Origin of the sequence: Pelomonas sp. Root1217 (genome assembly GCF_001425705.1) — a bacterium.
Classification (GTDB): Bacteria; Pseudomonadota; Gammaproteobacteria; order Burkholderiales; family Burkholderiaceae_C; genus Pelomonas.
In genome coordinates this window covers 132,335-153,535 of sequence record NZ_LMDC01000001.1, presented here as the reverse complement: position 1 = coordinate 153,535, position 21,201 = coordinate 132,335, and the positions used below count along the sequence as shown (strand labels likewise).

The 21,201-nt window shown below is 67.6% G+C and carries 19 protein-coding genes; 14 read left to right on the top strand and 5 right to left on the bottom strand.

Features of this window, described 5'->3' with window-relative positions; genetic code table 11:
• Nucleotides 1-8: 8 nt before the first annotated feature.
• The 6 genes from ASC95_RS00690 to ASC95_RS00665 all read left to right on the top strand — a co-directional run bounded on the left by ASC95_RS00690 (nucleotide 9) and on the right by ASC95_RS00665 (nucleotide 4,961).
• On the top strand, nucleotides 9-650 hold the full coding sequence (locus tag ASC95_RS00690) for a flagellar hook assembly protein FlgD (protein WP_056199134.1): 642 nt from the start codon (nucleotides 9-11) through the stop codon (nucleotides 648-650).
• A 29-nt stretch (nucleotides 651-679) separates the two neighbouring features.
• Entirely contained in the window at nucleotides 680-2,026 is a 1,347-nt protein-coding gene (gene flgE / locus ASC95_RS00685; RefSeq protein WP_057295886.1) for a flagellar hook protein FlgE, read from the top strand.
• A gap of 22 nt (nucleotides 2,027-2,048) precedes the next feature.
• Nucleotides 2,049-2,780: a flagellar basal-body rod protein FlgF gene (gene flgF, locus ASC95_RS00680; protein WP_057295885.1), complete on the top strand. Its 732-nt coding sequence runs from the start codon at nucleotides 2,049-2,051 to the stop codon at nucleotides 2,778-2,780.
• Between the two features lie 2 nt (nucleotides 2,781-2,782).
• Entirely contained in the window at nucleotides 2,783-3,565 is a 783-nt protein-coding gene (flgG, locus tag ASC95_RS00675) for a flagellar basal-body rod protein FlgG (protein ID WP_057295884.1), read from the top strand.
• A gap of 10 nt (nucleotides 3,566-3,575) precedes the next feature.
• Entirely contained in the window at nucleotides 3,576-4,244 is a 669-nt protein-coding gene (locus ASC95_RS00670; RefSeq protein ID WP_057295883.1) for a flagellar basal body L-ring protein FlgH, read from the top strand.
• 264 nt (nucleotides 4,245-4,508) lie between these two features.
• A complete protein-coding gene (locus tag ASC95_RS00665) occupies nucleotides 4,509-4,961 on the top strand; it encodes a hypothetical protein (protein ID WP_057295882.1) in 453 nt (150 codons plus the stop codon).
• On the opposite strand, the gene ASC95_RS00660 is transcribed toward ASC95_RS00665, so the two are convergent.
• The 4 genes from ASC95_RS00660 to ASC95_RS31585 all read right to left on the bottom strand — a co-directional run bounded on the left by ASC95_RS00660 (nucleotide 4,940) and on the right by ASC95_RS31585 (nucleotide 9,026).
• Entirely contained in the window at nucleotides 4,940-6,205 is a 1,266-nt protein-coding gene (locus tag ASC95_RS00660) for an amidohydrolase (protein WP_057295881.1), read from the bottom strand. The genes ASC95_RS00665 and ASC95_RS00660 overlap by 22 nt on opposite strands.
• Before the next feature lie 48 nt (nucleotides 6,206-6,253).
• Entirely contained in the window at nucleotides 6,254-7,183 is a 930-nt protein-coding gene (locus ASC95_RS00655; protein WP_057295880.1) for a hypothetical protein, read from the bottom strand.
• Nucleotides 7,183-8,274 (bottom strand): glycosyltransferase, encoded by a 1,092-nt coding sequence (locus tag ASC95_RS00650; protein ID WP_057295879.1) that lies wholly within the window; start codon nucleotides 8,272-8,274, stop codon nucleotides 7,183-7,185. Before ASC95_RS00650 ends, ASC95_RS00655 begins: the two co-directional genes overlap by 1 nt.
• A gap of 353 nt (nucleotides 8,275-8,627) precedes the next feature.
• Nucleotides 8,628-9,026, bottom strand: a complete 399-nt coding sequence (locus ASC95_RS31585) for a hypothetical protein (protein WP_057295878.1) — start codon at nucleotides 9,024-9,026, stop codon at nucleotides 8,628-8,630.
• Between the two features lie 225 nt (nucleotides 9,027-9,251).
• Between ASC95_RS31585 and ASC95_RS00640 the strand changes: the two genes are divergently transcribed.
• From ASC95_RS00640 to ASC95_RS00610, 7 genes are all read left to right on the top strand, one after another.
• Complete coding sequence (locus ASC95_RS00640; protein WP_057295877.1) at nucleotides 9,252-10,358, top strand: flagellar basal body P-ring protein FlgI; 1,107 nt, start codon at nucleotides 9,252-9,254, stop codon at nucleotides 10,356-10,358.
• Nucleotides 10,358-11,230: a flagellar assembly peptidoglycan hydrolase FlgJ gene (flgJ, locus tag ASC95_RS00635; RefSeq protein ID WP_057295876.1), complete on the top strand. Its 873-nt coding sequence runs from the start codon at nucleotides 10,358-10,360 to the stop codon at nucleotides 11,228-11,230. The genes ASC95_RS00640 and flgJ overlap by 1 nt, the downstream gene beginning before the upstream one ends.
• A 173-nt stretch (nucleotides 11,231-11,403) precedes the next feature.
• Nucleotides 11,404-13,386, top strand: a complete 1,983-nt coding sequence (flgK, locus tag ASC95_RS00630) for a flagellar hook-associated protein FlgK (protein ID WP_057295875.1) — start codon at nucleotides 11,404-11,406, stop codon at nucleotides 13,384-13,386.
• Between the two features lie 15 nt (nucleotides 13,387-13,401).
• A complete protein-coding gene (flgL, locus tag ASC95_RS00625) occupies nucleotides 13,402-14,685 on the top strand; it encodes a flagellar hook-associated protein FlgL (protein ID WP_057295874.1) in 1,284 nt (427 codons plus the stop codon).
• Between the two features lie 105 nt (nucleotides 14,686-14,790).
• The gene (locus ASC95_RS00620) at nucleotides 14,791-15,975 is read left to right on the top strand and encodes an EAL and HDOD domain-containing protein (protein ID WP_057295873.1); all 1,185 of its coding nucleotides are present in this window, start codon (nucleotides 14,791-14,793) and stop codon (nucleotides 15,973-15,975) included.
• Nucleotides 15,976-16,037: 62 nt separating this feature from the next.
• Complete coding sequence (locus tag ASC95_RS00615) at nucleotides 16,038-18,503, top strand: sensor histidine kinase (RefSeq protein WP_057295872.1); 2,466 nt, start codon at nucleotides 16,038-16,040, stop codon at nucleotides 18,501-18,503.
• A 9-nt stretch (nucleotides 18,504-18,512) separates the two neighbouring features.
• Entirely contained in the window at nucleotides 18,513-19,142 is a 630-nt protein-coding gene (locus ASC95_RS00610; protein WP_057295871.1) for a response regulator, read from the top strand.
• A 174-nt stretch (nucleotides 19,143-19,316) separates the two neighbouring features.
• On the opposite strand, the gene ASC95_RS00605 is transcribed toward ASC95_RS00610, so the two are convergent.
• A complete protein-coding gene (locus ASC95_RS00605; RefSeq protein ID WP_057295870.1) occupies nucleotides 19,317-20,654 on the bottom strand; it encodes an ATP-binding protein in 1,338 nt (445 codons plus the stop codon).
• Nucleotides 20,655-20,827: 173 nt separating this feature from the next.
• On the opposite strand from ASC95_RS00605, the gene ASC95_RS00600 reads away from it, so the two are divergent.
• Nucleotides 20,828-21,196, top strand: a complete 369-nt coding sequence (locus tag ASC95_RS00600) for an Hpt domain-containing protein (RefSeq protein WP_057295869.1) — start codon at nucleotides 20,828-20,830, stop codon at nucleotides 21,194-21,196.
• Nucleotides 21,197-21,201: the final 5 nt, after the last annotated feature.

The following is a 21,201-nucleotide window of genomic DNA, read 5'->3' as shown; positions in this document are numbered from 1 at the left end:
AGCCCGCCATGGACATCACCGCACTCAACGGCAGCACGACGGGCACGCCCACCGTTTCCGCCAAGAACGCCGCCGAAACCCAGGACCGCTTCCTGAAGCTGCTCGTCGCGCAGATGAACAACCAGGACCCGCTCAACCCCATGGACAACGCCCAGGTGACGAGCCAGATGGCGCAGATCCAGCAGGTGACGAGCCTGTCCACACTGGACACCAGCATCAAGAGCCTAGGCGGCCAGCTCGGCCAGATGCAGGCCTTGCAATCCATCTCGCTGGTGGGCCGCGAGGTCAGTGTGCCCAGCGACAAGATCCAGGTCGAGAACGGCGCTGCCGACGGCAGCTATGAGCTCGACGGCGCGGCCCAGACCGTGAAGCTGGAGATCCTCGGCGGGGCCGGCAACGTCATCGACACCGTGCAGCTGGGTGCCCAGGGCTCGGGCCGCCAGACCTTCTCCTGGCCCGCCGGCACCAAGGTGCCTGAGGGCACCGAGGTCAAGTACCGCATCACGGCCGCCAACGGCGCCAAGGCCGTCACGTCCACGCTCTACGCCCACGACAAGGTGGACGCCGTCTACAGCGAGAACGGCAGCCTCAAGCTCAATCTCGAACGCCTCGGTCCCGTGGACTACACGGCCGTCTCCTCGGTCAACTGATCACCCCTCCTGCATAGCAAGGACTCCTCATGAGCTTCCAGCAAGGCCTTTCCGGGCTCAATGCCGCCTCCAAGAACCTGGACGTCATCGGCAACAACATCGCCAACTCCGGCACCTTTGGTGCCAAGGGTTCGCGGGCCGAGTTCTCCGACGTTTACGCCGCCGCGCTGAACGGCGCCGGCGCGAACCAGGTCGGCATCGGCACCAGCCTGCAGTCCGTCGCCCAGCAGTTCACCCAGGGCAATATCACGACGACCGAAAACCCGATGGACCTCGCCATCAACGGTGGCGGCTTCTTCCAGGTCAGCGACGGCGTGAACCCGACGCGCTACACCCGCAACGGCCAGTTCAAGGTCAGCAAGGATGGCTTCATCGTCAACAACGAAGGCCTCAAGCTGATGGGCTATCCGGCCAATGGCGCTGGTGTCATCCAGCCCGGTACCGCTCAGCCGCTGCAACTGCCCACCGGCGGCATCCCGCCCGCCGTGACGACCAAGGTCAGCATGGAGTTCAACCTCGACTCCCGCCTGAAGGCCACCGCCCCGGGTGGCGGCACGGGCACCGGCATGGACCTGAAGGACAGCACGACCTACAACAACGCGACGTCCATGACGGCCTACGACGCCAAGGGCCAGGACGTCGCCGTGACCTTCTACTTCCAGCGCGCGACCGACCCCAGTGGCGCCGTGCCGCCCAATGACGTCTGGAACGTCTACGCGACCGCCAACGGCACGCCCTTCGATACCGATGCTTCCGGCAACGCCATCCCGCTGGACGCCAACGGCAACCCGACGATCCCCTACACCACCGTCACCTTCCCGCCCACCGGCGGCGCGCCTTCGGCCATCGCCGGCAGCGCGACGACACCGCCCGGCACGATCTCCATGTCCGTGCCGGCCGGCACCAGCACGCGCGGCAACCCGACGCTGGCGATTCCCGGCATCCAGCTCAACCTGACCGGCGCGACCGAGAACGGCAGCAGCTTCGCGGTCACCAACCTGACCCAGGACGGCTATGCCCCGGGCCAGCTGACCGGCATCCAGGTCGCCAACGACGGCATCGTCCAGGCTCGCTATTCCAACGGCCAGAGCAAGCCGGCCGGCCAGGTCGAACTCGCCAGCTTCCGCAACCCGCAAGGCCTGCAGACCATGGGCGGCAACGTCTGGATCCGCACGGTGGCCTCGGGTGACGCGGTCGTCGGCGTGCCGGGCGACGGCAACATGGGTGCGCTGCAATCCGGCGCGCTCGAGGAAAGCAACGTCGACCTGACCGCCGAGCTCGTCAACATGGTGACGGCCCAGCGCGCCTACCAGGCCAATGCGCAGACGATCAAAACGCAGGACCAGGTCCTGCAGACCATCGTCAACCTGCGCTGATCACGACGACTGAGGACGCGCGATGGACCGCATGATCTACCTCTCGATGGCCGGCGCCAAGGCGGCCATGCAGCGGCAGGACGTGCTCTCGCACAATCTTGCCAACGTCACCACGAATGGTTTTCGCGCGGAGCTGCAGGCCTTTCGCGCCGTGCCGGTGCGCGGCGACGGCGCCTCCACGCGCGCCTTCGCGCTGGAGACCACCATCGGCTACAACGACGCCCAGGGGCCGCTCACGCCCACCGGCCGCAACCTCGACGTGGCCATGCAGGGCAATGCCTGGCTGGCCGTGCAGGCCAATGACGGCACCGAGGCCTACACCCGTGCCGGCTCGCTGGACGTGAACGCCGAAGGCATCCTCGTCATGCGCAACGGCATGCCAGTGCTTGGGGACGGCGGGCCGATCAACGTGCCAGCCAACAGCGAGGTGGCCATCGGCAGCGACGGCACCGTCAGCGCCAAGGCACCGAACCAGAAACCGACGACGGTGGGCAGGCTCAAGCTCGTCACGCCCGAAGCGGCCAACCAACTCGCGCGCGGGGACGACGGCTTGTTCCGCGCTCTAGAGGGCGACCTGCCTGCCAACCAGGCCGCCCGCCTGCAGGACGGTGCGCTGGAAGGCTCGAATGTCAGCCCGGTCGAGACCATGGTCGCCATGATCGCCGCGGGCCGCCAGTTCGAGCAGCAGATGAAGCTCTTGCAGATCGCGCAGACCCAGGGTCAGCAGTCCGCCAAACTTTTAGGGAGTACCTGACCATGATGCGCTCGCTCTGGATCGCCAAGACCGGCATGGAAGCCCAGCAAACCCAGCTGGACAACATCTCGCACAACCTCGCCAACGTCGCCACCAATGGCTACAAGCGCTCGCACGCCGTCTTCGAGGACCTGATCTACCAGAACATGCGCCAGGCCGGTGCCAACAGCACCGACCAGACCACGCTGCCCACCGGCCTGCAAGTCGGCCTGGGCGTGCGCCCGGTGGCCACTGCCCGCATCTACACGCAGGGCAATCTGCAGCAGACCAGCAACAACCTGGACCTGGCCATCAAGGGCGATGGCTTCTTCCAGATCCAACAGCCAGACGGCACGACCGCCTACACGCGCGACGGGTCGTTCCAGCTCAATGCCAATGGCCAGATGGTCACCAACAACGGCTACACGCTGCTGCCCGGCATCACGATCCCGCAGAACGCGCAAAGCCTGACCATCGGCAACGACGGCACCGTCAGCGTCACGCTGCCCGGCCAAGCTGCGCCGCAGACCGTCGGCCAGTTGCAGCTCGCCACCTTCGTGAATCCGGCCGGCCTGGACCCCAAGGGCCAGAACCTGTTCACCGAAACGGCCGCCAGCGGCACGCCCAACACCGGCTCACCCAACAACAACGGCATTGGCGCGGTGCAACAGGGCTTCGTCGAGACTTCCAACGTCAACGTCGTCGAGGAACTGGTGCAGATGATCCAGACCCAGCGCGCCTATGAGCTGAACTCCAAGGCCGTGCAGACCTCCGACCAGATGCTGCAGAAGCTCGCCCAGATCTAAGGCAATCGCCATGAAGTACCTCGCCCTGATCGCCATCCCCGCCCTGCTCGCCGGCTGCGCCACGCCCTACCCCGAGCCCCAGGTCGAACTGGCCCACACGCCGGTCGTCAACCTGCCGCCGGTCCAGGCCATGGTGCCCACCAACGGCTCCATCTACCAGGCCGCCGCCTACCGTCCGCTGTTCGAAGACCACCGCGCACGCCTCGTCGGCGACACGCTGACCGTCAACATCACCGAACGCGTCTCGGCTTCGCAGACGAGCACCAGCGAGCTGAGCAAGACCGGCGGCCTGTCGGCCGGCATCAGCGCCGTGCCGGGCATCTCGCCCAAGGCCTTCGCCCGAGCCACCGCCGAGGCAACCTCCTCCAACGACAACAAGGGCAAGGGCAGCAACCAGAACACCAACGAGTTCACCGGCGCCATCACGGCCGTCGTGACCGGTGTGCTGCCCAACGGCCACCTGATGATCAGCGGCGAAAAGCAGATCGGCGTGAACCGCAATGTCGACGTGCTGCGCTTCTCCGGCCAGGTTGACCCGCGCATGATTGCCCAGGGCAATGCCGTGCCATCGACGTCGGTGGCCAATGTGCGCATCGAACAGCGCGGTCGCGGCGCGGCGGCGGACGCTCACGCGGTGGGTTGGCTGTCGCGCTTCTTCCTCAATATTGCGCCGAGCTGAGCGGGCGGCGCAGGCACGCTCAGAAGTGCCCTCTGCGCAGCCCTTGCCATTGCCGCTGATCAGCGCGCAGGCCACGGGTGGTAGTTCGCTGCCAGGACCGGTCCACCCTTCGCGACTACGATGCGGTGACCAGCATCGGTGCTCGGCAAAGTCCGGTCATCAAGGGCGGGTCTGAGGCACTTCATGCGGCGGTCTCACCATTCATTGCAGCCGACCAGCGCCAACCCCGCTGGCTGGTCGGCTGCACTCAAGCGTTGACACCCAATGAAGTACATCGCGATTGCTTTGGCCCTATTTCTAAACCAGGGCACCGCTTCGGCCATGTGCATTTCGATGACCCTGGAGAGACAATTCCAGCGCGCTCAAGAAGTGATGATTGTTCGCGTCACCGAGACGAAAAAGGAAGGTGAGGGGCGATACGGTGCGAAGTACATAGCTAAGTACGTAGTCTTAGAGTCCTTCAAGCAGTCTGGGGTCAATCGGGATGACGTCTACTCCACGTCGGAGGTGCACGACATTGCACTGAGTCCAGGTCAAACGTATCTCTTCTTTATTCAAGAGAATCGTCATGTAGGGCTCTGCGGCGGATCAATGACGTGGCGGTGGGATGCGCCTGAACCGGATGAAAAGACGGTCGAGACGCTCGATAAACTGAGACGCCTGCGTGATAACGGCGCCTCGCAAGAATCACCTGATCAAGCCTTGCTGGCCAGGTAGTCGACCGCCAGATTGGCCAGTGCGCGCACGCCCACCTCCAGCCCACGTTCATCGACGATGAATCGCGGCGAATGGTTGGAGTAGGCCTTGCTAGGCTCAATGTCCGGCGGCGTCACGCCAACGAAGAAAAACAGGCCGGGGATCAGGCGCTGGAAGAAGGAGAAGTCCTCCGCGCCCGTCGCCTTGGGCACGACCTCGATGCCCATGGGCCTCGGGCCGGTGCTGGCGACGCGGGTCAGCGTCGGCACCATCTGCTCGGTGAGCACCGGATCGTTGCGCGTGACGGGGTAGTTGCGCGTGATGCAGACCTTGCACGTCGCGCGTGACGCGGCCGAGATGCCCTCGGCCAGCTGGGTCACGCGCTCATGGATGGCCTCGCGCATGCCCTCGTCGAAGCTGCGGATCGTGCCGCGCATCTCGACCGAGTCCGGGATGATGTTCTCGCGCACGCCGCCCTTGATCGCGCCGATGGTCACGACGGCCGGTTCGCGGTTCAGGTCGAGCGTGCGGCTGACGATGGTTTGCAGGCCCAGCACGATCTGCGCGGACGTGACGATGGGATCGATGCCCAGCCACGGCGCGGCGCCATGGGTCTGCTTGCCCTGCACGGTGATCTTGAGCCTGTCGCTGCTCGCCATCGTCGGCCCGGGCCGGTAGCCGATGACACCGGCCGGCTGGCGCGAGGTGACATGCAGCCCAAAGATGGCGCTGGGCGTCGGGCTTTCCAGCACGCCTTCCTTGATCATCAGCGCCGCCCCGCCCTCCTCGCCTTCGGGTGGCATCTCCTCGGCCGGCTGGAAGATGAATTTGACCGTGCCGGGAAGGTCGGCGCGCAGGCTGGCCAGGATGCTGGCAACGCCCATCAGGATGGCGACGTGGCAGTCATGCCCGCAGGCATGCATGACGCCGACCTCCTCACCGTTCCATACCGCGCGGGCCTTGGATGCGAACGGCAGCTCCACTTCTTCGGTGACCGGCAGGCCATCCATGTCGGCCCGCAGCGCGACGACACCACCGGCCAGGCCCCCCTTGAGCAGGCCGACGACACCCGTGTGGGCGATGCCCGTCTTGACCTCGTCAAAGCCCAGGCTGCGCAGATGCTCGGCGACGACGGATGCGGTGCGGAATTCGCGGTTGCCGAGCTCGGGGTGCTGGTGCAGGTCGCGCCGCCAGGCGATGACCTGGGGCTCCAGGGCCGCCGTCAGCGCGGCGATGCGCTCGCTAAAAGGGGGCTGGGGGCTCATGAAGAGCCATGGTAGACCTGCGCGGCCCAGGTGTGTGCGGGCGGCGTCTCAGCGATCCAACAGGCGCCCTATCCGTGTAAAGCGACGTTTCAGATCCAACCACTGCTTGCCCCGCGAGCGGTCGATGCGCTTCACGTCGATGAGCGTGTAACCGCCGCAGCCCGTCAGTGTGTGCAGGCCGGCCTGGTGGCTGTCGCTGACCAGATCGCCCGTCAGCCGCTCAGGGCCCGCCTCGATCTCGACCTGCCCGGGCGTCAGGCGCGGAAAACGCAGCAGGCGCGTCGCGCCGCCATAGCCGGTGGAGCAGTCCTGCACCGGAAGGGTCAGCACGCCGTCACGGCCGATGAAGGGCCGGCCGGCCGGGCGGGCACCTTCGCGGTTCACGCGCACCGGGTTGGCGGGCAGTGGCACCCAGGGCCCGACCAATGCAGGTGCATGGGCGATGTGCAGCTCACGCTGGTCGCGCGCTCCCGGCCCGACCAGGGTGTAGAACATCCACCAACGCCCCTCATGCTCGATGACGGACGCATCCGCCCCGGGCAGGCCGCTCAGCAAGGCACATTCGCGTTCCCAGTGATCGAGGGAGCTGTCGCAGGCGCGGTAGAGGGCAATCTCACCGGCCTGGTAGCTCTCCGGCACCATCCAGGTCTCGCCGTCATGCTCGAAGACCTGGGGATAGGACAGGTGGAAGGGCCGGTCCAGCACTGTCGAGTGGCGGCGCCAGGCCAGGTCCGGCAGGCCGAACTCGTGGCGCTCGATGGTGGCACGCTTGACGCGGTAGTCGAAGGCCTCGACGAACACGTGCAGGGCGTCTCCACGCACCAGGCCGAAAGGGTCGGCCAGGTAGCGCCAGCGGCCGGCATCGGGCAACCATGTGATGCGCTCCCTGGCGGCGCTCAGCCGGCCGGCATCGATGTCTTCAATGGGAACAGGGACGATGCCGACCTGCCAGAAGTCGGTGCGCGGCCGCTTGAACATCAAACGTGCCAGGCGGCGTGGACCTCACCCTCGGCGTCGAAGCCCCTGGCCCGGCCAGACTGATGCAGCATCACGTCGCGATAGAAGCCCAGCGTGCGGGCAACCGCATTGATGCGGTCGTAGGCCGCCGTCGCGTAACGCACGCCGCGCTCCTGAGGCAGCAGGCTGCGCAACCGCGCCAGTTCCTCGGCCATCGCGTAGCCCAGAGCGTGGGCATCCCCCACCGGCACCAACCGGGCAGGCTGCCCGGCCAGCATCTCCCGTGGGCCCTGGGTGGCACTGGACAGCACGGCGCACCCGGCGCGCATGGCCTCCAGGATGGCGAGCGGAAAAGCCTCCTCGCGCGACGGCGACACGAAGAGATCAAAGGATTTCAACGCCTGATCGACATCACCGCGATAGCCCAGCAGGCGCACGCGCGAGTCGCCCTCCGCGAGTTGCTTCAGCGCGGCCTCGTCCGGCCCTTCGCCCAGGATGGCCAGCACGGCGTCGGCCGGCGCATGGGCCTTGAAGCCGGCTATCAGCAAGTCCATGCCCTTGCTGCGGTGCAGGCGGCCAACGCTGCCGACCAGCAGCTGGCCGGGCGCCAGGCGCAGTTCAGCGCGCAGATCGGTGTGACGGGCGGCGGCAGCGGCGTCGCGCTCCGGCGCCCAGTTGTAGATGACGCTGGCCAGCGGGTCACCCTCTGGCAGGCTCTCGTACTGAGCGCGGTTCACGCAGATGAGGCCGTCCAGGCGTGCATGGTGATGGGCCTTGTAGCCGACATGCAGGGTGCCGATGCGGGTCGCAGGCCGGGCGTGAGCGACGGCCTTGCAGGCCGGGCCGAGGTGGCCATGGCAGACGTCGGCCTTCAGCCGGCGCGCCAGGGTGGCCACGCGCCAGCCGCGCAGCAGCGGCAGTTTCAACCCATGGAAGCGCACGGCGGGGGCCAGCGCAGCGGCAACAGCGGAATTGGCCGTGCCAATGACGTGGACACGATGGCCCAGCGCGGCCTGGGCATTGGCGAGGTCGATGCAATGCCGCTCACCGCCCGCAATGCGGGATGAAAACACGACATGAACCAGGGTCAACGGTTCGAAGGGCGGGGGCATGGCAGGTCTGGCAACTGAATGCAGCTCGAATCGGTAAGCAAAACTTTACCGATATACACATTCAGAAACCTGTCACGTCACTCCCCAAACGGGTGCCGCTTAACCGCTAATTGCTCTCAAACGGCTGCAATTGGCTCCAATGCGGGAAAACGTTTATCAGCGCCGCTGAGCCGGCGCGGACGTCGTGGCCGCCAGCTATCGACGGCGGGCCGAAAGTCGGGATTGACAGGATCTCACGCACGCTTGCCCAAGGGCTTAGCGGGACCTTGCAGACGTCCACGGAGACGTCCACGAAAGATGCCCGACCAAGCGGTCGGGCATCCATTTCCTGTTTGCTCTGACAGGGCTGGGGCTCAGCGCATCTTGCTGACCCACTCGTTGCGCTGCTCGTCGTAGCGATGCATCATCAAAAAGCGCAGCGTTTCCATGTTGACCTGCTCACGCGTCAACGTGCTCATGTCGCGTGGCGCCTTGATCGGCACCCAGCTGCCGACGGTGTCGTCGTAGACATTCATGCGCAGGAACTGGTCGCGCATCGCCAGAACCTCGGCGCGGGACATGACACCCTTGGGCGGCTCCATGCCGGACTTCAGCACCCACATGCCGGTGAGTTCGTCCCAGCGCATCAACGCCAGAAAACTGTCGCGCTCCATCTTGACCTGTTCGCGAGTCAGGCCCTGGGCCTGGACGGGCGCCGAGACGGCGGTGAGGGCTGTGGCCAGCACAAGGGTCAGCAGGGAAAGGCGTGTCATATCAGTCTCCAGAAAGGATGGTGGAAGAGAGTTGCTGTGCTGACTGGGCGCCTCAGTGCTCACAGGTGGTCAGTGGTCGGGCAAAGGTCGCCGGCCTTACAGCCCCGGCGGGGTGTGAAAAATCCCCGCCCTTCGCCGCAGCCACGACCAGTGGTTTGGAAAAGCGGGGCTGACCACGTCCTTTTCGACGGCTTCGCGCGCTCAAGGATCCGCAGAATCGGTCGAGTGAAGTACCTGCAAGCCCTCCTCCTCAGCCTGGCCATCGTGCTGGCGCCCGTCGCTCCTGCCCGGGCCGCCCGCATCAAGGAAGTCGCCTCGGTCGCCGGCGTGCGTTCCAACCCGTTGACCGGCTACGGCCTGATCGTCGGTCTGGACGGCACGGGCGACCAGACGACGCAGGCGCCTTTCACCGGCCAGAGCCTGACGGCCATGCTGCAGCAGTTCGGCGTGCTGCTGCCCCAGGGCGTCACGATGCAGCCGCGCAATATCGCCGCCGTCATGGTGACGGCCTCGCTGCCGCCTTTTGCCCAGCCCGGCCAGCAGCTGGACATCAACGTCTCCTCCATCGGCAATGCCAAGAGCCTGCGCGGCGGCACGCTGGTCGCCACGCCGCTGCGCGGCGCGGACGGCCAGATCTACGCCATCGCGCAGGGCAACCTCGTGGTCGGCGGCGCGGGCGCTTCCGCCGGCGGCTCCAAGGTGCAGATCAACCACCTCAGCGCCGGCCGCATCCCCGCAGGCGCTCTGGTCGAGCGCTCGGTGCCCACGCCCCTGTCCCAGGGCGACAGCATCCAGCTCGACCTGAACAGCAGCGACTACGCCACCGCGCGCGCCGTCGCCCAGGCCATCAACAAGGCCAAGGGCGCGGGCATCGCCCAGGCGTTGGACGGCCGCGTCGTGCGCGTGAAGGCGCCATCCACGCCGGACGAACGCGTCGGCTTCCTGGCCGACGTCGAGAACCTCGCCATCGACATGGCGACACCTGCGGCCCGCATCGTCATCAACGCGCGCACCGGCTCCATCGTCATGAACCAGGCCGTCACGCTGTCGTCCTGCGCCGTCGCCCACGGCAGCCTGTCGGTGACGATCAGCTCAACGCCCATCATCAGCCAGCCCAATGCACTGTCCGGCGGACAGACCACGGTGGCCGAGAAGGCCGACATCTCCATCCGCCAGGAGCCCGGCAGCCTCATCCAGCTGGCCGCCGGTGCGCGCCTGGCGGACGTGGTCAAGGCCCTGAACTCCCTCGGCGCGACACCACAGGATCTGCTCGCGATCTTGCAGGCCATGAAGAGCGCGGGCGCCTTGAATGCCGAGCTCGAGGTGATCTGATGTCGTCGTCGTTCCAGTCCATTTCCGGCCAGAGCCTGGGCAGCCTCGATTCGCTGAAGGCCCAGGCCTCACGCGACCCCAAGGCGAGCATCCGCGAGACGGCCAAGCAGTTCGAGTCGCTCTTCATGCAGGAGGTCATGAAGAGCATGCGTGCGTCCACGCTGTCCAGCGGCATGCTGGACAACAACGCAACCCAACTCGGTACCGAAATGCTGGACACGCAGTTCGCCGGCAAGATGAGTGGCCTGCCCGGCGGCCTGTCGGAGGCCATCCAGAAGCAGCTGCAGCGCCAGATGGGCATCCAGGACCTGTCGCCCGAGAACATCAAGAAGAACAGCCAGACGACGCTGGCTCAGGCGCTGCCTGCATTGGCCACCAAGGGCATTCCCAACCACGTGCAAGGCTTCATCCAGAAGCACGACGCCGCGGCCCGTGCCGCGTCCGCCGCCACCGGCATCCCGGCCAGCTTCATGGTGGCCCAGGCCGCCCACGAGAGCGGCTGGGGCAAGCGTGAGATCACTGGCGCAGACGGCACTCCTTCGCACAACATCTTCGGCATCAAGGCGACGCCGAGCTGGAAGGGCAAGACCGTCGACGTGAAGACCACCGAGGTCATCAACGGCCAGGCCGTCAAGGTCACGGCCAAGTTCCGCGCCTACGGCAGCTACGACGAGGCTTTCAAGGACTACGCCAAGCTGATCAGCGGCAACGACCGTTATGCCAAGGTCGTCGCCCAGGCCCAGAACGGCAACGCCGCCGGCTTCGCCCGCGGCCTGCAGCAGGCGGGCTACGCCACCGACCCGGCCTACGCCGAGAAGCTGGCGAAGACCATCCAAACCACCCAGCGCGTGCAAAGCACGCTGATGGCCTGACATGAAGCCCCTCGCCCAAGAAGAATCTTGGTCGGTCCCCCGCGGGGACGGCGATGCTTGCCCGCTCGACCGGCAAGCACATCGCCAGCGCGGGCCGGCTAGGGAGCGGCCCGGCGCTCGGCCCGCAAACCTGATGCATCGCAACTGCCGCGAGCGCGGAACGGAGAACTGAGATGGCCGGCTTGCTTACTCTCGGCGCCCGCGCGATGTTCGCCAACCAGGCGGCATTGCAGACCATCGGCCAGAACATCGCCAACGCCAACACGCCGGGCTACTCGCGCCAGTCCGTGGTGCTGACGACCTCGGCCGGCCAATACACCGGTGCGGGCTTCTTCGGCAAGGGCGTGGACGTGCAGACCGTCGTGCGCTCGCACAACGAGTTCCTGACCAAGGAGGCCGCCTCTTCCAAGGCCACCGCCATGGCTGACTCCACCCGCGCCGAGCAGCTGGCGCGCATGGAGAAGATCTTCCCGCCCGGCACCGAGGGCCTGGGCTATGCCGCCAGCCAGTTCCTGAACGCCATGGTCGACGTGACCAGCCGCCCCAACGACCCGTCGGCACGCCAGGTCGCCCTGGGCCGCGCCAACGAGCTGGCCGTGCGCTTCTCCAACGCCGGCCAGCAGGTCACCGATCTGCAGGCCGGCGTCGTCAGCGACCTCAAGGCCAATGTCGTCGTCGTCAATCAGCTCGCGCGGCAGATCGCCAACATCAACGACCAGATTTCCAAGACCCGCGGCAGCGGCCACACACCCAACGACCTGATGGACCAGCGCGAACAGCTGATCTCACAGCTCGGCGAGCATGTGGCTGTCACGACGCTGGCCGCTGACGACGACACCGTTGGCGTCTTCATCGGCGGCGGCCAGCGCCTCGTGCTCGGCAACCAGGCCTCGTCGCTGCAGGTCTCGGCCGACGCCTACGACCCGCTGCGCGCCGTGGTGTCGCTCAACGAAGGTGGCCAGAGCCGGCCGCTGGACGAGAGCGTGCTGACCGGCGGCTCCGTGACCGCGCTGCTGGGCTTCCAGAACAAGGATCTGCAGGACGCCAAGAACCTGCTGGGCCAGCTCGCAGCCGCCATCGGCACGCGCGTCAACGACCAGAACGCCCTCGGCCTGGACCTGTCCAATCCGCCCGGCAAGGGTGCCGCCATCTTCAGCGTCGCCGTGCCGAACGTACTACCGGCGGCCAGCAACCAGCGCAACCCCGGCGGTGGCTTCACCAACGGCGTGGCGGCCAGCATCGTCGACGCCAGCCAGTTGCAGGCCAGCAGCTACAAGCTGAGCTCCAGCACGCCCGGCAGCTATGAGCTGACCCGCCTGTCCGACGGGCTGGTGCGCACCGTCAACGACGGCGACACCATCGACGGTTTCAAGATCGTCTTTACGCCTGGGGTGCCGGCCGCGGGCGAGAGCTTCCTCATCGAGCCCGTGGGTTCCGCCGCCGTCAACATGAAGCGCGTGCTGGATGCCCCCACCGGCATTGCTGCTGCCTCGCCGCTGACCGCCTCCACGAACGTCAACAACACCGGCACTCTCAGCGTCGACAGCATCTACGCGGTCAACCAGAACTTCGATCCAGCGAATGCGCCGATGACCGTGCAGTTCGGCGCCCCCGATCCGGCCAACGCCAACAATGTGCAGTACACGCTGACGTTGGCCAACGGCAGCGTGCTCAGCGGCATCTGGAGCTCTGGCCAGCCCATCGGCAACCAACCGGCCGCCGGCATCGACCTCGGCTTCGAGCTGCGCACCAACGGCGTGCCGCGCAGCGGCGACAAGATCGCCATCGACCCGACGATCTATACGGCCACGAACAACGGCAACGCCAAGGCCTTCCTCAACATCCAGAGCGAGACCTTCGTCGGCCGCCAGGTGCTGGCTGGTGGCGGCTTCACGCCGGGTTCGACCATCAACGACACCTACGCCGCGGCGATGAGCGACATCGGCGCACGGGTGCAGAGCGCCAACTACCTGTCCGACGTGTCCACCAGCGTCGCCGGCGATGCCGAGACCAGCCGCGCCGGCCAGGCCGGCGTCAACCTCGACGAGGAAGCCTCGCGGCTGATGCAGTTCCAGCAGGGCTATCAGGCCGCCGCCAAGGTGCTGCAGACGGCCCAGACCCTGTTCGACGAACTGATGCGTATTGCTCAGCGCTAGGCGCAGAGGTAAATCATGAGACTCGCTACCGCCAACCTCTTCGACGCGTCCATCGCCAATCTGCAGCGCCGTCAGACCGCGATGCAGACCCAGCAGGAGCAGCTGACCTCGGGCAAGCGCATCGCCCTGGCCAGCGACGACCCCACCGGCGCCGCGCGTGCCGAGCGGGCTCTGGCCTCCATCGGCCGCGTCGAGGCCAACCAGCGCGCACTGGAGGCCAGCCGCAACAGCATGACCCTGGGCGAATCGGCCCTGGGCGACGCCAACGAGCTGCTGCAGCAGGCCCGTGAAACCATGGTTTCGGCCGGCAATGCCAGCTATTCCGACGCCGAACGCCAGGGGCTGGCCACCAAGCTCAAGGGCATCCGCGACCAGTTGCTGGCCATTGCCAACCGGCCCGACGGCTCCGGCGGCTACATCTTCTCCGGCCAGGGCGCCTCCACCCCGCCCTTCCTGGATCAAGCCGGCGGCGTCAGCTACATCGGCGTGCCCGGCAACATCCAGACCGGCAACCTCGACAACTTCCAGCTGACCATCGATGGCCGCGCATCCTGGGAGCAGGCGGGCAGTGGCAATGGCTCGTTCGAGACGGCGCCGCGCACGCTGACCACCGACCCCACAACCGGCAAGTCCGTCGTGCAGTTGATCGACCCCGCCACCGGCGGCCCGCTGGTCAACGGCATCACCGGCAATGTGGCCTCGGGCTGGATCGACAGCGGCCGCACCATCGACCCCAAACTGCTGACCGGCCACAACTACCGTGTCGACATCGCCGGCGCCACGCCCTCGCAGACCTACACGCTGACCGACACCGACCTCGGCAGCGTCGTCTCCAGCGGCAGCTTCAAGCCGGGCCAGGCCATCACGGGCGACGGCATGGCCTTCACCGTTTCAGGCACGCCGGTCGACGGCGACGCCTTCGCCATCGCCGGCTCGAGGAACGGCCTCAAGGTCTTCGACGTCATCGACAAGGCCATCGCCGACCTCAACACCACCCAGCGCACCCCCACGCAGGTGACCCAGGCCAACACGGCCAGCATCCGCGACATCGACGCGGTCATGGGCAATATGCAGAGCATGCGCAGCCAGGTGGGCGAGCGGCTGAACAACCTCGACGGCACCGAAAGCCGCCTGGCCGCCTTGAAGCAGTACAGCGCCGAGGAAAAGAGCGCCGCCGAGGATCTGGACATGGTGCAAGGCATTTCCGATTTCCAGAACCAGCAGACCGGCTACGAGACGGCGCTCAAGACCTATGCCATGGTCCAGCGCATGACGCTGTTCCAGTACATCCAGGGTTGATCACGCGTTTCACGGGCAGCTGCGCGTGAAGCTGTCACGATTTGGCGTCATGGAGTCCGGGTGGGCGTGGCAGACTGCCGCATTCATCGCCCCCCGCGCCGCGCCATGCCCGACAACTCCCCCGCCGCCCTCGATCACGCCATCCTGCCAGGTGTCGCCCTGGGCTATGCCCCGGTCATTGACCGCCAGCGCAACATTGCCGGCACCAGGCTGACCTTGGTGCCGCTGCGTGCCGATGCCCGGATCGACCACGCCGAACTGCTGGCCGCGCTGGCCGCGACCTGGCCCAAGGGTGGCGCCGTCATCAGCGCCCAGGGCGAGGCCCTGCTGTCCGCCCTGCTGGCCCAGCCGCCGGCCGAGCCGACGCAGATCGAGGTACCGGCCTTCATCGCCGCCGACGCCGCCCACGCCGACGCCATCGCCGCGCTGAAGGCGGCTGGCCACACCGGCCTGCTCAAGGGCCTGCCCAATGCACCGCTGCCGGCCGCTGTGGGCGCCGCCTTCAGGCAGGTGGTGCTGGAGCCCGGCCAGGCCGCGCCGGCCGGCGTTGCCGTCGTGCATGCCGGCGTGCGTGGCGCCGAAGCCATCGACGCCAGCTTCAAGGCCGGCGCTGAAATCGTCATCGGCTGGCCGATGGACGGCCCCTACGAAGCGACCGCCGGCGCGCCCAAGACCGAGATCGCGGCCGACCTGCAGGTCATCATGGAGCTCATTTCACGCGTCGACGAGGGCGAGGACGTCGAGCGCCTGGAGCAGACCTTGAAGCGCGACCCCAGCCTCGCCTTCAAGCTGCTGCGCTACATGAACTCGGCCGCCTTCGGCCTGCCGGTGGAGGTGTCGAGCTTTCGCCACGCCATCATGCTGCTCGGCTATGCGCGGCTGAAGCGCTGGCTGGCCCTGCTGCTGACGACGGCCAGCAAGGACCACAGCATGCGTCCCATCATGTTCGGCGCCGTGCGCCGCGGCCTGCTGATGGAGGAATTCGCCGCCGGCATGGAAGACCGCGAGCAGCGCGACGAGATGTTCATCTGTGGCCTGTTCTCGCTGCTGGACCACATGCTCAAGGCGCCGTTCGAGAAGCTGCTGCAGAGCATTCCCGTGCCCGAGCGGGTTCGCCAGGCCCTGGTGGACGATGCCGGCCCCTTCCATCCCTATCTGGAGCTGGTGCGCGCCATCGAGTCCGAGAGCGTGTTCGACTACCGCGAACGCGCCGACGCGCTGATGCTGGGCGCCGGCGAGATCAATGCCTGCGTGCTGCGGGCCTTGCACAAGGCCACTCAGCTCGAATGAGCGGGGCGCCTTTTCCAGGAGCGTGCCGCTCCGTGCGAACCCGTCCGCACGCCGGCTGAGCCATGTTCGGCCCGCCCGCCTCCACAGCCCTGCTCGACCTCGTCGGCGACCCGGTGCTGACGCTGCGGGCGGATCTGTCCGCACTGCGCGCCAATCCAGCGGCACGCGAATGGCTGGGCGCCGACGCCGCCGAAGGCTGGCGGCTGCTTCGCCATGCCGCCGGAGCGCGGCTGGAGAGTTGGCTGCGCGAGGCGGCCCATGCCATCGACGCCGGTCGCGCGCCGCCACTTGCGCCACCGCTCAAGCTCGCCGACGGCCAGCGTGCCACCCTGCACCTGCTGCGCGAACGGCCCAATTGGGTGCTGCATGCCCGCCTCAGCGCCACCGACCCCGGCGAGCCACCGCTGGCCGAGTGGCTGGCCCTGCTGCCGCTGCCCGCCCTGCTGGCCGACGCCGCCAGCGGCACGCTTTTGCGCCACAACGCCGCTTTTGCCGGCCTCTACGCCGGCGCACCCCGCCACCTCAACGACCTGCCCGATCTGCTGCAGGCCCTGCTGGGTTGGCATCGCGGCACACCGCTGCCGGCGCTGACGGCGCAGCGCCCGCAGGACGGGCCGCTGATCACCGAGGCCGAGTACGTCGACCCGCAGGGCCAGCACCGCTGGCTGCAGGCGCGGCTGCGCCTGTGGCGCCATGCCGGCCGCGCCCTGCTGCTGGCCGTGCTGGAGGACCACAGCACGCTGCATGAGCGCGACCTCGCCCATCAGCAGCTCGACGCGCTGATGGACACCGCAGCTGTGGGCCTGGCCACCTTCCAGCCCGAAGCCGGCTGGCTCAAGGCCCATCGCAAGGGCTCGCCCTTCAAGACCGGCAGCAAACAGCCAGGTGGCACGACAGGTACGGCCGGCTCGCTGCAGGGCATCAGCCGTGAGATCGTCGAGCCCGCCTCCCTGCCCGAGTTCGAGCGCCTGCAGCGCGCGCTCAAGAAGGGCGACGCCGTCGAGGTTCGCTATGCCGTGCGCCACCCCGAGCTCGGCCGGCGCTGGCTGCTGACCCGCGTCGCGCCGGGCCTGCTGGCCGGCGGGCGGCGCTCCACGTCGGTCGTCACGCTCGACGTGACGGCCCAGGCCCAGGCCGAGAACGCGCTGCTGCTGCGCGCCGAGAGCGAGCGCGCGGTGCTGGACTCGGTGCTGGTGGGCATCGTCACCGTCGGGCCTGATGGCATCGAGTGGATGAACCGCTCGGCGCGGCGCATGTTCGGCTGCGAACTCGAGGACGTGCAGGGCCAGCCCATGGGCGTGCTGGCGCCGGAGGATGACGAACACGCCTTTCACACGGAACCCGGCGCCGATGTCTTCGAGTGCCGGCTGCGCGGCCGCGACGGGCGCGAGTTCTGGGTCATCGGCAATGCGGTGCAGACGCCGCGCGAAGACGGTCAGACGCAGCTGACCTATGCCCTGCTGGACATCGACCGCCGCCGCCAGGCCGAGGCCCAGAGCCGGCTGGCCCAGGCGTCACTGGCCCGCATCATCGAAGGCGCGCCGCTGGCCATCACGCTGCACGAGGCGCAGAGCCTGCGCATCGTCAAGCTCAACCATGCTGCCGCCACGCTCGCCGGCCGCCCCGAGGCCGCGATGCTGGGCGGCACGCCGGCGCAGCTCTTCGGCGACGAACAGGGGGCGCAGGTGGTCGCCGACATGCGCGAGGCCCTGGAATCCCAGACCGTCGTGCAGCGGGAATACCACGTGCCGGCCGGCAACTCGACGCGCATCTGGGACGCGCGGCTGCTGCACCTGGCCGGTGTCGGCGGCGACGACACGCCCGAACTGCTGCTGCTGGTGGCCAGCGACGTCACCGAGCAGCGTGCCGCCGAGCAGGCCAGGCTGCAGGCCGCCATCTCGCAGCGCGAGCTGTTGGTGCGCGAGGTACACCACCGCATCAAGAACAACCTGCAGGGCGTGGCCGGGCTGCTGCAGCAGATTGCCGTGCGTCGGCCCGAGGTGGCCGGGGTGCTGAAGGAGGCGGTGGGCCAGGTGCAGGCCATCGCGCAGGTCTACGGCCTGCAGGTCGGCGCCGCCGGGCCGCTGGTGCTCAAGCGGGTGTTCGACGCCATCGTCGGCTCGGTGCAACGCATGCAGGGCCGCGTCATCACCACGGCCACCGAGGGCGGCGCGTTGCTGGAGGATTGGTGCCTGCCCGAGGCCGAGGCCATCCCGATCGCGCTCAGCCTCAACGAACTGCTCGGCAATGCACTGCGGCACAGCAACGGCGCCCAGGTGCGCTGCCAGCTCATCTGCGACACGGCAGGCATCACCGTCGAGATCACCAACCCTGGGCGCCTGCCCGAGGGCTTCCTGCTGCAGAACGTCAAGAGCGGCGTGTCGGGCCTGGGCCTGGTGCGTGCCCTGCTGCCGCGGCGCAGCGCCATCCTGAGCTTGGAACAGCAAGGCGAGGACGTGGTCTGCCGGCTGGAACTGATTCCACCCAGCGTGGTTCACAATCCGGCCACAAAACCAAGTTCTGGATAGAGGGGCACGGTGAGCAAGGGCAAGATCCTGGTCGTCGATGACGACCGTCTGGTACTGGCGACGCTGAGCTATGGGCTCACGCAGGCCGGCTTCGAGGTCATCGACGCCGACAACGGCGACGACGCCATCCTGCTCGCCCGCGAACACCGGCCCGAACTGGCGCTGCTGGACATCCGCATGGAAGGCCTGACCGGCTTCGATGTGGCCGCCTATCTGCGCGAATTCCTGCAGACGCCTTTCATGTTCCTGTCCGCCTTCGCGGATGAGGCGACAGTGGCCAAGGTCAAGGAGCTGGGCGCCGTCGCCTACCTCGTCAAGCCGCTGGACATCTCGCAGATCGTGCCGGCCGTCGAGGCCGCTTTTGCACGTTCAACCACGCGTTCGACGACGCCCGTCGCCACCTCAGCCCCGGCGGCACCGGCCGCGATGGCCGAGGCCTTTGAGGCGCCTTCCGAAATGCCGTCAATGGACGTGACGGCCCTGGCCGTCGGCGTGTTGATGCACCGCTATTCCCTGCCACGCGACGAGGCCCTCGCCCGCTTGATGAGCCTGGCCTCTGCCGACGGCCACAGCCTGCCCGAGCAGGCTCGGCGTGTCGTGGATGCGCTGGAACTGCTGGCCAGGCCAGGCGCACGCTGACCCGCTAATTTGGGTGGCCGTAGTGCCCTTCTGCGGGCCGAGCGCCGGGCCGCTCCCTGGCCGGCCCGCTCAGGCGATGTGCATGCGGCTCAACGCCGCATGCATCGCCGTTGCCTCGGGGGACCGGCTGGGCGCGCCCGCGTTCAGCGGTGCGAGACCGGACGAGGGGCCTACTCAGCCCAGCGTAAAGTAGAAACGGGACCCTTCGCCCACGGCGGATTCGGCCCAGATGTCACCACCATGGCGGCGGACGATGCGCCGCACCAGGGCCAGGCCGACACCGGTGCCCTGGAAGTCGCTGGCACTGTGCAGGCGCTGGAAGACGCCAAACAGACGCTCGGCAAAGCGCATGTCAAAGCCCGCGCCGTTGTCCGACACGACGAAGACGCGCCGCCCGCCCTGCTGCACGCAGCCGAAACCGATCTGCGGGCACTCGACCTTGCCGCTGTACTTCCACGCATTGCCCAGCAGGTTCTCCAGCACCATGCGCAGCAGCGTCGGGTCGCCCTGCACCGTCAGGCCCGGCTCGATGTCCAGCAGCAGTTCGCGCTGCGGCGCCCCACGCCTGAGCTCTTCCATCACATAGCCGGCCTGCTGTGACAGGTTGACAGGCTGGCAGGCCAGTGGCCGGGTCGACAACTGGCTCAGCGACAGCAGCGCGTCGATCATGCTGTTCATGCGAGCGGCCGCGCTCATGACGCGGTCGAGATGGTCATTGCCGACGCGATCCAGCCGCGCGCCGTAGTCTTCCTTGAGGATGCGCGCAAATCCCTCGACAACGCGCAGTGGCGCGCGCAGATCATGGGAAACCGTGTAGCTGAAGGACTCGTGCTCGGCGGCCAGGTCGCCGGCCTGCGCCGGCTGGGGCGCTGGCGCCGCCTCAGCAGGCTGGTCGGGGCGGGCCGTGCCGAGATAACCAGAGAAATGGCCGTGCGAGTCGATGCAGGGCAGACCGCGCAGGCGCCAGGCGGTGCCGCCATCGGCAGCGGTGATCAGCAAGTCGGCAAAGGGCTGATGGGCATCGAGGCGCTCGCGCAACTGGGCGGCCGGCTCGGCAACCTCGAAGCGCTCCCACAGCTGCTGGGTGCTGGCGCCCACACCCACCCAGCTCGATGACGGTGCCCCCTGCGGCGCCTGCCAGCGCACCAGGCGGTGCTCGGCATCGGTGGCCCATTGCCAGTCACGCTGCAACTGGGTCTGCATCAGCAACTGCTGGCGCACTTCGCGCAGGGGCTCGGTCAGGCGCTGTCGCGTCAACCGCACGCCGGCGTGCCAACCCAACGCGGCCGCAACCAGCAGCAGGACTCCGGTGAAGAATGCCGTCAGCACCAGCGCCGCGTGCACGAGGCCAACCTCGCCGCCCCAGACCCGCATCAACGCCAGCACCACCAGGCCGCCCAACACCAGCATCAGGATGGAGACCGTGGCCAGGGTCAGCATCAGCAGCCGCATCGGCAGTCGTCGCTCCTGGCGGCGCGAGATGAGCGCGCTGTCGTCGCTGAGGCTGTTCATGCGCTTCATTGTAGGCAGCGCTTCCCCGGCAACAGGGCCTGGGCATGCCCGGTGTCGCCCGATGTCAATAACCACAGCGCGGCCGGCCGAAAGTGTGCATTCCTTCGCGTTTGACCCCCCTCCCACCCGAGATACATTTAGGCGTGCCGAGTCCCTGACCCGCAGACCAGTCCATGACCGCCTCACAGCCCGCAGCCCTGCTCGATCCCGAGGCGATTCGTCGCCTGCGGGAGCTCGACCCGAGCGGCGGCAACAAGCTGCTGGAACGCGTCGTGGCGGCGTTCTCCAACTCACTGGACCGTTTGCTGCCCGACCTCGCCCGTGCCCGTGAAGGCGCCACACCTGACCTCACCGTCGTGCGCCACGTGAGCCACACGCTGAAATCCTCGTCGGCGAGCCTGGGCGCCATGGCGCTGTCTGCGCGCTGCGCCGACATCGAAACCATGGTGCGCGATGGCCGCGTGGACGGCCTTTCCGAACAGTTGGACGCTATGCTCCAAGACATCCAACAGGTACGCGCGGCCCTGGCCGCGTTGCTCTAAGAGAA

Bases quoted from the DNA above. Each gene is read 5' to 3' on its own strand.
- flgK (WP_057295875.1), top strand. From the start codon at position 11,404: ATGGCCGGCTTGCTTACTCTCGGCGCCCGCGCGATGTTCGCCAACCAG.
- ASC95_RS00660 (WP_057295881.1), bottom strand. From the start codon at position 6,205: ATGAGCCCCCAGCCCCCTTTTAGCGAGCGCATCGCCGCGCTGACGGCG.
- flgG (WP_057295884.1), top strand. From the start codon at position 2,783: ATGATGCGCTCGCTCTGGATCGCCAAGACCGGCATGGAAGCCCAGCAA.
- ASC95_RS31585 (WP_057295878.1), bottom strand. From the start codon at position 9,026: ATGACACGCCTTTCCCTGCTGACCCTTGTGCTGGCCACAGCCCTCACC.
- flgE (WP_057295886.1), top strand. From the start codon at position 680: ATGAGCTTCCAGCAAGGCCTTTCCGGGCTCAATGCCGCCTCCAAGAAC.
- ASC95_RS00670 (WP_057295883.1), top strand. From the start codon at position 3,576: ATGAAGTACCTCGCCCTGATCGCCATCCCCGCCCTGCTCGCCGGCTGC.
- ASC95_RS00620 (WP_057295873.1), top strand. From the start codon at position 14,791: ATGCCCGACAACTCCCCCGCCGCCCTCGATCACGCCATCCTGCCAGGT.
- ASC95_RS00650 (WP_057295879.1), bottom strand. From the start codon at position 8,274: ATGCCCCCGCCCTTCGAACCGTTGACCCTGGTTCATGTCGTGTTTTCA.
- ASC95_RS00655 (WP_057295880.1), bottom strand. From the start codon at position 7,183: ATGTTCAAGCGGCCGCGCACCGACTTCTGGCAGGTCGGCATCGTCCCT.
- ASC95_RS00615 (WP_057295872.1), top strand. From the start codon at position 16,038: ATGTTCGGCCCGCCCGCCTCCACAGCCCTGCTCGACCTCGTCGGCGAC.
- ASC95_RS00665 (WP_057295882.1), top strand. From the start codon at position 4,509: ATGAAGTACATCGCGATTGCTTTGGCCCTATTTCTAAACCAGGGCACC.
- flgL (WP_057295874.1), top strand. From the start codon at position 13,402: ATGAGACTCGCTACCGCCAACCTCTTCGACGCGTCCATCGCCAATCTG.
- flgF (WP_057295885.1), top strand. From the start codon at position 2,049: ATGGACCGCATGATCTACCTCTCGATGGCCGGCGCCAAGGCGGCCATG.
- ASC95_RS00600 (WP_057295869.1), top strand. From the start codon at position 20,828: ATGACCGCCTCACAGCCCGCAGCCCTGCTCGATCCCGAGGCGATTCGT.
- flgJ (WP_057295876.1), top strand. From the start codon at position 10,358: ATGTCGTCGTCGTTCCAGTCCATTTCCGGCCAGAGCCTGGGCAGCCTC.
- ASC95_RS00605 (WP_057295870.1), bottom strand. From the start codon at position 20,654: ATGAACAGCCTCAGCGACGACAGCGCGCTCATCTCGCGCCGCCAGGAG.
- ASC95_RS00690 (WP_056199134.1), top strand. From the start codon at position 9: ATGGACATCACCGCACTCAACGGCAGCACGACGGGCACGCCCACCGTT.